The organism is Christiangramia fulva, assembly GCF_003024155.1.
GTDB classification, from domain to species: Bacteria; Bacteroidota; Bacteroidia; order Flavobacteriales; family Flavobacteriaceae; genus Christiangramia; species Christiangramia fulva.
In genome coordinates this window covers 1254717-1266653 of sequence record NZ_CP028136.1, presented here as the reverse complement: position 1 = coordinate 1266653, position 11937 = coordinate 1254717, and the positions used below count along the sequence as shown (strand labels likewise).

9 protein-coding genes are annotated in these 11937 nt (G+C 40.5%); 8 read left to right on the top strand and 1 reads right to left on the bottom strand.

Translation table 11 applies throughout. The annotated features are described in order from the left end of the window. The first annotated feature begins 94 nt into the window (after positions 1-94). Complete coding sequence (locus tag C7S20_RS05810) at positions 95-451, top strand: four helix bundle protein (RefSeq protein ID WP_107014110.1); 357 nt, start codon at positions 95-97, stop codon at positions 449-451. A 23-nt stretch (positions 452-474) separates the two neighbouring features. Here the strand turns inward: C7S20_RS05810 and lepA are convergent, their stop codons facing one another. Then, on the bottom strand, positions 475-2271 hold the full coding sequence (lepA, locus tag C7S20_RS05805) for a translation elongation factor 4 (protein ID WP_107011597.1): 1797 nt from the start codon (positions 2269-2271) through the stop codon (positions 475-477). A 183-nt stretch (positions 2272-2454) separates the two neighbouring features. Between lepA and murQ the strand changes: the two genes are divergently transcribed. The 7 genes from murQ to C7S20_RS05775 all read left to right on the top strand — a co-directional run bounded on the left by murQ (position 2455) and on the right by C7S20_RS05775 (position 11901). Further along, a complete protein-coding gene (gene murQ, locus C7S20_RS05800) occupies positions 2455-3273 on the top strand; it encodes an N-acetylmuramic acid 6-phosphate etherase (RefSeq protein WP_107011596.1) in 819 nt (272 codons plus the stop codon). Between the two features lie 2 nt (positions 3274-3275). Then, a complete protein-coding gene (locus tag C7S20_RS19525) occupies positions 3276-3446 on the top strand; it encodes a lipoprotein (protein WP_159039880.1) in 171 nt (56 codons plus the stop codon). Positions 3447-3471: 25 nt separating this feature from the next. Next, on the top strand, positions 3472-4629 hold the full coding sequence (locus C7S20_RS05795) for a glycoside hydrolase family 18 protein (protein WP_107011595.1): 1158 nt from the start codon (positions 3472-3474) through the stop codon (positions 4627-4629). 6 nt (positions 4630-4635) lie between these two features. Then, entirely contained in the window at positions 4636-6240 is a 1605-nt protein-coding gene (locus C7S20_RS05790; RefSeq protein ID WP_107011594.1) for a glycoside hydrolase family 10-like protein, read from the top strand. After that, complete coding sequence (locus C7S20_RS05785; protein WP_107014109.1) at positions 6227-8017, top strand: glycoside hydrolase family 9 protein; 1791 nt, start codon at positions 6227-6229, stop codon at positions 8015-8017. The genes C7S20_RS05790 and C7S20_RS05785 overlap by 14 nt, the downstream gene beginning before the upstream one ends. A 139-nt stretch (positions 8018-8156) precedes the next feature. Then, positions 8157-9377 (top strand): C40 family peptidase, encoded by a 1221-nt coding sequence (locus tag C7S20_RS05780; protein ID WP_107011593.1) that lies wholly within the window; start codon positions 8157-8159, stop codon positions 9375-9377. 121 nt (positions 9378-9498) lie between these two features. Beyond that, complete coding sequence (locus C7S20_RS05775; RefSeq protein WP_107011592.1) at positions 9499-11901, top strand: TonB-dependent receptor domain-containing protein; 2403 nt, start codon at positions 9499-9501, stop codon at positions 11899-11901. Positions 11902-11937 lie beyond the last annotated feature (36 nt).

Below are 11937 nucleotides of genomic sequence, written 5' to 3'. Positions count from 1 at the left end.
TAGTTCGTAGAAAATTCTTAGATGTACAAAGTTAAAAAAGTTGATAAGATCATTAAAATTCGGAATTTTATATAAGACCTTTAAAAATATAGATGTGAATCAATTCAATTTTGAAAAGCTAGAAGTTTACCAAAAAAGTCTGGATTTTTCTGATCTTGTATATGCGATCACTAAAACTTTTCCTAAAGAAGAATTATACGGATTAACATCACAATTTCGCAGAGCGGCCGTATCGATATCTTTAAATATTGCAGAAGGGTCTGGTGGCAGCAAGAAGGAATTTGCACGTTACCTTAACCTAGCGTCCAATTCATTAAAAGAATGTATAGTATGCGTAACTATTTCAAAAAGGCAAGGTTTTATAACTTCGGAACAGGAAATAAAACTTCGATTTTCATTAACTGAAATTTCAAAAATGTTAGCAGGATTAAGAAAATATCTTAATCAATAAATCTACGAACACCGAACTTCCAACTAATCATTTAGCTTAAGAACTGCCATAAAAGCTTCCTGCGGAATTTCTACATTTCCAACCTGGCGCATTCGTTTTTTACCTTTTTTCTGTTTTTCAAGGAGCTTACGTTTACGGGAGATATCACCACCATAACATTTTGCGGTCACGTCTTTTCGAAGTGCTTTTACCGTTTCGCGGGCAATGATCTTCGCGCCAATAGCGGCCTGAATAGGAATATCGAACTGCTGCCTTGGAATTAATTCTTTCAGCTTTTCGCACATTTTCTTCCCAATGTCATAAGCGTTATCTACGTGTAATAATGCCGAGAGCGCATCCACTTTATTTCCGTTCAAAAGCACATCCACTTTTACAAGTTTAGAAACCCGCATTCCGATAGGGGAATAATCAAAGGAAGCGTAGCCTCGGGAAACCGTTTTTAACCTGTCATAAAAATCGAAGACGATTTCGGCTAAAGGCATGTCAAAGGTCAATTCAACCCTTTCGGTAGTGAGGTAAGTTTGATTGGTAATTTCCCCTCTTTTCTCGATGCAAAGAGACATTACATTCCCAACATAATCTGATTTGGTAATAATGGTAGCTTTAATATATGGCTCTTCCACCCTGTTTAAAGTGGAAGGTTCAGGTAGATCGGAAGGATTGTTTACCAGGATGATATCATCCGGATTTTTATTGGTGTAAGCGTGATAAGAAACGTTAGGAACCGTGGTGATCACAGTCATATCAAATTCACGTTCCAGTCGTTCCTGTATGATCTCCAGGTGAAGCATTCCGAGGAATCCACAGCGAAAACCGAAGCCCAGAGCGGCAGAACTTTCCGGTGTAAATACCAGCGAGGCATCATTGAGCTGAAGTTTTTCCATGGAAGCCCTAAGATCTTCATATTCTTCGGTGTCTACAGGATAAATTCCGGCAAAAACCATGGGTTTTACGTCTTCAAATCCGGCAACTGCTTCTTTGGTAGGATTTTCAGCATCGGTAATGGTATCACCTACTTTTACTTCCCTGGCGTCTTTGATCCCGGTAATAAGGTAACCTACATCACCGGTTTTTATTTCTTTCTTCGCGAGTTGTTGCAGCTTTAAAGTTCCTACCTCATCGGCATAATAGGTCTTTCCAGTATTGACAAATTTTATATGCTGTCCTTTTTTTATCGTACCGTTTATTACACGGAAAAAAGTTTCCACTCCACGAAACGGATTGTAGACTGAATCGAAGATCAATGCACGCAGGGGAGCATCGACTTTTCCGCTTGGCGCCGGAATACGATTGATAATGGCATCCAGAATTTCCTGAATTCCGAGACCGGTTTTAGCACTGGCCGGAATAACGTCAGAAGGATCACAACCCAAAAGGTCTACAATGTCATCGGTAACTTCTTCAATATTCGCGCTGGGAAGGTCAACCTTATTTAAAACAGGGATGATTTCCAGGTCATTTTCAAGAGCGAGATAAAGATTGGATATCGTTTGCGCCTGAATGCTCTGCGCAGCATCAACCACCAGTAAAGCCCCTTCGCAGGCAGCGATTGACCGCGAAACTTCGTATGAAAAATCTACGTGGCCGGGAGTATCTATGAGATTGAGAACAAAATGTTCTCCTTCATGAATATAATCCATCTGAATGGCGTGACTTTTAATAGTGATTCCGCGCTCGCGCTCCAGGTCCATATTATCAAGCAACTGCTCCTGTTTTTCCCTTTCGGTCACCGAGCCGGTAAAATCAAGTAGCCTGTCGGCCAGGGTGCTTTTCCCGTGGTCAATATGAGCAATGATACAAAAGTTCCGTATGTTCTTCATCTCCTTTTTTCTGTCTGATCACCCATTTTAATGAGGCGAGTTTAAGAGTACAAATATAATTGAATTAATACTCATACCTAAAATTTCAAATTTATGTTTGAATACTTGCTATTTAGCCGGTACTTATGGAAATTTATGAATAATTGTTGGTGGTTTACCATATACTTCTATAAATAATAATAAATGAATCAGCAAAATCCAGATACCGAGAAAGCTTCCAATTATGATCATCTAGAGAAGATGAGCACTTTTGAGCTGCTCTCTAATATTAACAAAGAGGACCAGACGGTTGCCCAAAATGTTCAGAAAGCTATACCGGCTATTGAAAAACTGGTAGATAAAATAGTTCCCAAAATAAAAAAAGGAGGAAGGCTTTTTTATATTGGAGCCGGCACCAGTGGCCGACTTGGTGTTTTGGATGCTTCTGAATGTCCGCCTACTTTTGGAGTGAGTCCGGGAATTGTCATTGGTCTTATTGCCGGAGGCGATACCGCTTTGCGAAATGCGGTGGAAAATGCTGAAGATGATACTTCACAGGCATGGACAGATCTTTTGGACTATGATGTTTCAGAAAAAGATGTACTGATTGGAATTGCCGCTTCTGGCACGACTCCTTATGTGATTGGCGGAATTAAAGACGCACGAAAACGAGGAATTATTACCGGTTGTATAACCTGCAGTTCAGGTAGCCCGCTGGCAGAGGCTTCAGAATTTCCCATAGAAGTAGTCACAGGCCCAGAATTCGTTACGGGAAGTACGAGAATGAAAGCCGGGACCGCACAAAAATTAGTCTTAAATATGATCTCTACCTCAGTGATGATCAAACTGGGTCGGGTAAAAGGGAATAAGATGGTGGATATGCAGCTTTCCAATAATAAACTGGTAGGCCGTGGGGTTAGGATGATCATGGAAGAACTTGATGTCGATGAAGAAGAGGCCTCGAAACTTCTTTTAGAACATAAAAGCGTTAGAAAGGTATTGTCAATCAATAAAAAGGCCTGAAAATGAAAAAAATTATAAGATTAAGCCTGATTATCATTTTTTGCGGAAGCCTTGCGTCCTGCAGGACCAAATGGTTTATTGGATATGATTCAGATAAAGAAACAAAAACCGAAAAGACCCAAAAGAACGAGGAAGAGAACAAAACTTCTGAGGTTGAAAATGAGGGGAATTAATTTTCAGTTCTAATGAACTTCAAAAATGAAATATCCAATTTTCTTTCTGAAAAAATTATCCCTTACCATATGGTTGATCTGTTTGAGCCCAATTTTAAACCCAATAAATATTCACGGAAATTCAAAATTTCCTATTGAAGGTAATCTCGGAAACAACGACTTCAAAATCATCGCCTACGCTACTCCTTCCACCAATGAGATAAGTTCAGAAACCGCGAAACAGATGAACCAGATTATTTACAGTTTTCTTCATTTAAAAGGCAATAAACTGGAAGCTTCCGAGAAGGATAAAGAATATCTTAGTTATCTCAATTCTTTGAAAGAAGTAAACCCAAATTTGAAAGTACTTGTTTCTTTAGGCGGCTGGGGAGGCTGTGAAACCTGTTCCGATGTTTTTTCAAGTGAAAAAGGACGGGAAGAATTCGTTTCTTCGGTTAAGGAATTTTTGCAAAAGAATAACTATAATGGCATTGATCTCGATTGGGAATACCCGGTGATTGAAGGCTTTCCCGGTCATGCATTCAAACCGGCTGATAAGGAAAACTTTACTGCCCTGGTCTCAGAGTTGCGTAAAGCATTGGGGCCTGATTATGTGATTTCTTTTGCCGCCGGTGGTTTTAAAGATTACCTGGCTAAATCTATCAATTGGGAAGAGGTAATGCCCCTGGTAGATCATGTGAATATTATGAGCTATGATATTGTGAATGGGAATAGTACCAAAACCGGTCATCATACTTCCTTATTTTCCACCGAAAATCAGCCCATTTCAACTGATTATAGTGTTCGCTATCTTGATTCTATAGGCGTTCCGCGTGAAAAGATGGTTATTGGCGCAGCATTTTACGCCCGCGTGTGGGAAAATGTAAAAAAGACTTTGAACGGCCGGTATCAGCCGGGAAAATTTAAACAGGGAGTTGCTTACAGGCAGCTTAAAGACTTTTTTGAAAAGAACCCGGGTTTCAAAATTTACTGGGATTCGGTAGCTCATGCACCTTATGCTTATAATGAAGAGAAAGGTTTCTTTGCTACCTTTGACGACTCTCTTTCGGTAGCTCAGAAGACGGCCTATGCCATAAAAAACGATCTGGGAGGGATCATGTTCTGGGAACTTTCCAACGATAAAGCGGAAGATGGTCTTCTGGACGTTATTTATAGGGTGAAGGAGAATATGGAAACTAATTAGATCTTAATGTCAATATTTAAAAAATCATCAGCCCTTTTATTTTTATCGCTATTTCTACTCACATTTTTTGCCTGTAAAACTCCTGAAGCCGTCGTCCCAACCAAAGAGGCTTCCAAAAAAGAGGAACAGGAAAACGTGGTTAAACCTTCTGAACAGGAATCACAGGTTTCCCTGGAAGGAAAAGAAGATATTCCTTCCGCTCAAAAAGAATTTCGCGCGGCCTGGGTAGCCACGGTGGCCAATATAAACTGGCCGAGTAAACCAGGCTTACCTTCGGATGTTCAGCAAAAGGAAGCATTAAAAATTTTGGATGCCGCAGTGAAATCTCATTTAAATGCGATCATTCTTCAGGTAAGGCCTCAGGCCGATGCACTCTATGATAGTGAACTTGAACCCTGGTCTTATTACCTTACCGGTAAAAATGGGAAAGCACCTCAGCCCTATTACGATCCTCTTAAATTCTGGATCGACGAGGCTCATAAACGGGGGCTGGAACTTCATGCATGGCTGAATCCTTATCGGGCGCATCATACCACTGCCGGGGAGATTGGAAGTGAATCTATCATTAAAAAACATCCTGAGTGGGTGGTAGAATTACAAAACGGCATGTGGTGGATGGATCCCGCAAACAAAGAAGTGCAGGACTTCTCTGCACAGGTTGTAAAGGATATTGTAAAGCGCTATGACATTGATGGGATTCATTTTGATGATTACTTTTATCCTTATCCATCTTATAACAATAATAAGGGTTTTCCCGATGAAAAAAGCTGGAAAAAATATCTTGCTGAAGGTGGTGAGCTTTCCAGGGCCGATTGGCGACGTAAAAACGTCAATGATTTTATTCAAAGGGTAGCAAAAGATATAAAATCGGAAAAAGGATTTGTAAAATTTGGGATAAGCCCTTTTGGGATCTGGAGACCCGACTTTCCTGTGGGAATCAAGGGAATGGATCAGTATGACGTGCTGTATGCCGATGCTAAATTATGGCTTAACAATGGCTGGATAGATTATTTTACGCCGCAATTGTACTGGCCTACGAGACAGATCAATTTAAGTTTTCCGGTTTTGCTGGGCTGGTGGGATTCTGAAAATGTAACCAGCAGGCACCTGTGGCCCGGGATCAATTTAAGCCTCGAAGAGAAGGAAGAAAATAAAGGGGAGATTATTTCTCAAATCATGATTTCAAGGGGAATCCTTCATGATGATCCGGGAGTGGTTCTTTGGAGCATTGGTCAGTTATTAAAAAATGACGAACTCGATTCCTCGCTGGTGGCGGGCCCTTATCGTGCCAATGCCCTGGTTCCGCCGAGTCCATGGCTGGATGATGAACCTCCTGCACAACCCGATTTCAGAACTGAAAAAACAACAGAGGGAAATTTTATAATATCCCGGATTTCTGACGATCCTGCCGATGTATTTAGGTGGGTGCTGTATTTTAAATATGAAGAGGAAGATTGGAATTATAGAATTTTCAATAAAATTGAGCAAAAAGCCGCCCTTCCTTTAAAAAATGCTGAAAATAAAATGCTGGAATCGGTCGGAATTACAACGGTTGACCGTACGGGGAATGAAAGTGAATTTAAAAAAATACCTCTGCATGAATCCATGTAAAGAATTTTTGTCGGTTTTTTTCCTGTTCCTGGGAATTTCTTTAGCAATTGCTCAGGAAAATGATTCGGTTTATATCAGGCTGAATCAGGCGGGTTATCTTTCGGAGGATTCAAAAACAGGTATCATTTTTTCCAATTCTGAACTTCGTGATGAATTTTCGATAGTGAGTTCAGATGACGAAAATCGCATTTTTCATGGGTCTCTGAAGAAAATTGAGGATAAAGGCTGGGGAAATTTCAAATACTATTATAAAGCTGACTTTTCGAATTTGAAAAAAGCGGGGAGATATGTTCTTCGATACGGAAATCATAGCTCTTCAGAATTTGGTATTGGCAGGACCTTTTCCTATAAAAACTATCAGGAAGACCTGCTGGGATTCATGCGCCAGCAACGTTGCGGTTACAATCCTTTTCTTGATATGGTCTGCCATCAGCGAGATGGACGCACAATGTATGGCCCTATGCCTGACTCCACTTTTATAGATTTTACGGGTGGATGGCACGACGCCGGCGATCAGCTTAAATATCTGATCACTTCCAGCAACGCCACCGCGAAAATGCTAAAAGCTTACGAGTTGCTGCCTGAAAAATTTGCCGATGAGGTAGATGCACTCGGGCATCCAAATCCTAACGGGATCCCCGATGTGCTGGATGAGGCGAAGTGGGGTCTTGACTGGATTCACAAAATGCACTCCGGTAAAAATGAGCTTTTCCATCAAATTGCCGATGATCGTGATCATATTGGAATGAAATTGCCCGATAAAGATTCTGCCGATTATGGCTGGGGCCCAAATTCATATAGAGTAGCCTATTTTGCTACCGGGAAACCACAGGGACTTCGAGAATTTAAGAGCAAGGCAACGGGAATCGCCAATCTGGCGGGAAGATCTGCTGCGGCCATGGCCATTGCAGCACGGGTTTGGAAAAATGATCTTAAGGATTCTATATTTTCAGAAAAATGTCGGGTCGCCGCCAGGGAGCTTTATGAAATGGGAAAAGCCCAGGAAGGTTATCAGCAGGGGAATTCTTATGGTGCGCCCTATCGTTATAATGAAGATACCTGGGCCGATGATATGGAATGGGCTGCGGCCGAATTATATGCAAACACAGGGGATCAAAAATACCTTGAAGACGCAAAAAGATATGCCCAAATGGCAAATTCGGTTTCGTGGATGGGAAAGGATCAAACAGAACATTACCGTTATTATCCATTTTTCAATATTGGCCATTTCGTTCTGTACCCGTTTGTGGATTCCGATTTTCAGAAGAAATTAGCCGGATATTACAGAAACGGAATAGAAGCCTGTCAGGAAAAATCAAAGTCGAGTCCCTTTGAAATAGGGGTTCCGTTTATCTGGTGCTCCAACAACCTCGCGGTAAATTTGATTAGTCAGATTCTTCTTTACGAAAAAATGACCGGAGATCTGAAATATCATTCTTTCATGCTTTCTCAACGCGATTGGCTATTGGGAAAAAATCCCTGGGGCACCTCAATGTTTATGAATATTCCGAGACAGTCCGAATATCCCGAAAGCGTGCATACCAGTGTCTGGTTCATGACCCGCAAGGAAGTTCCCGGCGGACTTGTGGACGGCCCGGTGTATGCTTCGGTCTACAACAGCCTGAAAGGAATCCAGTTAAAAGAAGAGGATGAATTTGCCAACTTTCAGAATGATTTTGTAGTCTATCACGATGATTTTGGCGATTATTCTACCAATGAACCAACCATGGATGGCACGGCCGACGCCGTTTTTATGATGGCTTTTTTTTCTGAATAAAAAATCCTTATCCACTCAGTTTTACCGTAATTTTTGTTGAATGTTGTATTTTCGAAAATGAAGGATAATAATAGGAAGCAGGAATAATTTTACTAAAATGTATTCCGAAATTAATTTAGACACTGAGAAAAAATAAAATATGAGATTGCAAGTAAGATCCATTTCAATACAGCTGTTGGGCCTTTTTTTCCTTTTGATTTCATGCGGGGAGGAAAAAGAAGATTTCAATGAGGCGCAGGAGTATATAAGCCAGACGCAGAAGGAATTTGCTCCCGATAAACGCGTGGCTCTTTTCGAGATTACTTCAGAAGAAAGTGATGCCACAGAAGTGTTAAAAGGCGAAACAAATCTTCCCAGGGCCAAAAAAGCTTTACTGGCAAAACTTGATTCTGCAGGTGTAAAATATATTGACAGTATACAAGTTTTACCCGCTAAAGATTTACAAGGGAAGGAATTTGGAGTTATTGATGTTTCGGTGGCAAATTTAAGAGGAGAAGGAAAACATTCGGCTGAACTGGTTACTCAGGCCACACTTGGCACTCCTGTAAAAATTTGGAAACGTACTGACCAATGGTATTACATTCAAACACCCGATGATTATCTCGCCTGGGTTGACCATGGGGGAATAACTACAATGTCAAGTGAAGAATTCAAAAACTGGAAAGCTTCAGAAAAGGTTATTTATACCAAAACCTTTGGCCAATCTTATACCGGAATTTCGAAAGATTCGGTGGTCAGCGATCTCGTGATCGGTGATATTCTCGAACTGGAAGCGGAAAGGGAAAATTTCTTTAAAGTGCGATATCCCGATGGCCGCGCTGCTTTTATTCCTAAAGATGATTCCCAAATTTATTCGGAATGGTTAAAAAACACAGAGGCTTCTCCTGAAAATCTGGTTGCAACTTCAGAAAAACTGATGGGTTTGCCCTATCTGTGGGGTGGAACTTCTGCTAAAGGTGTGGATTGCAGCGGGTTTACCAAGACTATTTATTTTATGAATGGACTGGTAGTGCCGCGGGATGCTTCGCAACAGGTGCATGAGGGAAAATTGATAGATTCCACGGGTGATTTTAGCAAACTGGAGGTTGGAGATCTTCTTTTCTTCGGAAGGCCGGCAACCGATTCTACTTCTGAAAAAGTGGTGCATGTGGGAATGTGGATAGGTAATGACCAGTTTATCCACTCTTCCGGAGATGTTCACATAAGCAGTATGGATGAAAATGCTCCTGATTTTGATAAATATAATCGTGACCGGTATTTACGAGCCAAAAGATACCTTGGCAGTGATAGTCGGGGATTGAAGTATCTTAAAAACAGATCGATTTTCGAAGCTGAGCCTGCAGATTCTCTGAATTTTTAATTCTTAAAAAGAATTTCCCCGGGAAATTTATTTTTCCCTTCCGGAAACTGTTAAAATATTGCTAAAATTCCCAGAAAGACTATATTTGTTGATGTTTGCTGAAAATTGAATCTGACCATCCATGGGAAACCGACTTTGCCTATTAACAATATTATGCCTTTTTTTCTCTTACTCGTATTCTCAGAACTCTCTGGAAGGAAAAATTATCAATGAAAAAGATGAGCCTGTAGCTTATGCCAATGTGATCCTTTTGAATGCCGAGGATTCTACTTCAGTATACAAGGGAGTGGTTTCAGAAGAGGATGGGAGCTTTTTTGTCGAAAATCTTGATGATCAGAATTATGTGCTTAAAATCACTTTTATAGGCTATGAAGATTACCTTGAAAAGATAAAACTTAGCCATGGTCGTACCAATTTAAAAACCATTACACTTAAAGAAGCTTCAGATGCCCTTGATGAAATAACGGTAAATGCTCGTAAACCAAAGATCACTAAAGAGGTAGACCGACTTGTTTTTGATGTGGCTAATTCAAATCTTTCCTCGGGGAATACCTGGGATGTACTGCGCAAGGCGCCGGGAGTTATAGATAATCAGGGGCAGCTCATGGTGCGAAACACAAGCGTTCAGGTGTACCTCAACGACCATAAAATCTATCTCTCTTCATCAGAATTAAAATCTCTGCTTGAAGGCTATTCGGCTGAAAATATTGAAACTATAGAGATCATTACCAATCCTCCGGCCAAGTATGATGCCGAAGGCGGAGCAATTCTGAACATCCATACGTCAAAGGCAATTTCAGCGGGTTACAAAGGCAGCCTGGAAGGAACCTATACACAGTCCATCTATCCGAAGTTCAAGATCGGGACCAGTCATTATTTTCAGGGAGACCGTTTGAATATTTTTGCCAATTATTCTTTTAATCCCAAAAAGGATTACAAAAAGGATGAAACCTATATTAATTTTATTCGCAACGGTAACTTGTTTTCTCGTTGGGATACCGATTTTGTTAAGGAAACCACCTCACAGGCTCATAATGCGAATGCCATCGTTGATTATGAACTTAGCGAAAACAGTACCTTAAACTTCTCGTTAAACGCTAATTTTTCTCCCGATCAGGAATTTGATAATGACGTAACCACAGAAATCAGAAATTCGCAAAGACAGCTGGATTCTACTCTTATTACCAGTTCCCGGGTTTTGACCGACATAAATAATATTGCTTTAAACCTGGGCTATACTATCTCCTTTGAAAATGGAGGTGAATTTTCTGTAAAGGGGCATTACACCAAATTTGAACAGGACCGGGATCAGCAAGTCTTTTCGGAGTACCGTGATCCTTCAGGGAATATTCTAAATACTAATGATTTCGCAACCTCAGCACGGCAGAATATTGATATTTATACCGCTCAGGCCGACTTTTCGACAAACATAGGCAGTTCTTCTTTTAATCTCGGATCGAAATTTTCAGGAATAGAATCCAATAGTAAGATCGATTATTTGAATGCCGCCGAATTGCAGGAACTTTATGATAATCTTTCTGATAATTTCCTTTACCACGAAAAGATCTATGCGTTTTACTCAAGTTTGTCTCATGACTGGGAAAAATGGAGTGCAAAAGTTGGTCTTCGCGGTGAATATACCGACAGGCAGGGAGAATCGGTTGTTTTGGATAAGATCAATAACCGAGAATATTTTGAACTTTTTCCTACCGCCTACCTGCAATATCGAGTTTCAGAAGATCATAGTTTTACTTTAGATTATAGCCGAAGGATCAACAGGCCGCGTTATGAAAGCCTGAATCCGTTCCGTTATTTTCTGAATGAGACCAACTACAACGCCGGAAATCCCAATCTCGTAGCCTCTATCAGCAATAATTTCAATTTGAATTATACCTTAAAAAATTCATGGTTCTTCGACTTCTATTATAAAGACCACGGAAATTCGCCGGAAACCCTTGTTTTTCAGGATAATCAAAACCTGACTTTAAGAAATGTAAGTCAGAATTTGTTGGGAAGCGAAGGTTATGGACTTGATATTTTCCACAGCCAGTCTCTCACGCGCTGGTGGTATATACAGGCATTTACGTCGCTCTTTCATGAGCAGAACACGTTTATTGCCGTGGAGAGCAATAACGCCGAAGTGACCCGCGAGGTGGACGGAATACAGGCTTATGCCTATAATATTTTTACTCTTTCGAAGGACGGCAGTTTTGAAGGAAATATGTTCGTGCAGTATGTGAGCGATTTCCTTTCCGGTTCTTATAAACTGGAGCCTATGACCACAGTTTCTGTAGGATTGCGCAAAACCCTTTGGAATAAGCGCGCAGAACTTACCCTGAATTTGAATGATATCTTCAATACCACAAATACCAGGCTTACTTCAGATTATTTAAATCAGAGCAACAGTTTTTATTCTTTTTCTGAAAATCGGAATGTACAGTTAGGCTTTAAATATAATTTCGGAAACTTCCGCCTTAGCGATAACGAAAGAACCATCGAGGAGGCTGAAAGAGAACGCCTTTAATCCATAATTAATACTTTCAAACAATTTCTTACTTTT

Coding starts and splice junctions, on each gene's coding strand:
- lepA (WP_107011597.1), bottom strand. CDS start 2,271: ATGAAGAACATACGGAACTTTTGTATCATTGCTCATATTGACCACGGG.
- murQ (WP_107011596.1), top strand. CDS start 2,455: ATGAATCAGCAAAATCCAGATACCGAGAAAGCTTCCAATTATGATCAT.
- C7S20_RS19525 (WP_159039880.1), top strand. CDS start 3,276: ATGAAAAAAATTATAAGATTAAGCCTGATTATCATTTTTTGCGGAAGC.
- C7S20_RS05795 (WP_107011595.1), top strand. CDS start 3,472: ATGAAATATCCAATTTTCTTTCTGAAAAAATTATCCCTTACCATATGG.
- C7S20_RS05790 (WP_107011594.1), top strand. CDS start 4,636: ATGTCAATATTTAAAAAATCATCAGCCCTTTTATTTTTATCGCTATTT.
- C7S20_RS05785 (WP_107014109.1), top strand. CDS start 6,227: ATGAATCCATGTAAAGAATTTTTGTCGGTTTTTTTCCTGTTCCTGGGA.
- C7S20_RS05780 (WP_107011593.1), top strand. CDS start 8,157: ATGAGATTGCAAGTAAGATCCATTTCAATACAGCTGTTGGGCCTTTTT.
- C7S20_RS05775 (WP_107011592.1), top strand. CDS start 9,499: ATGGGAAACCGACTTTGCCTATTAACAATATTATGCCTTTTTTTCTCT.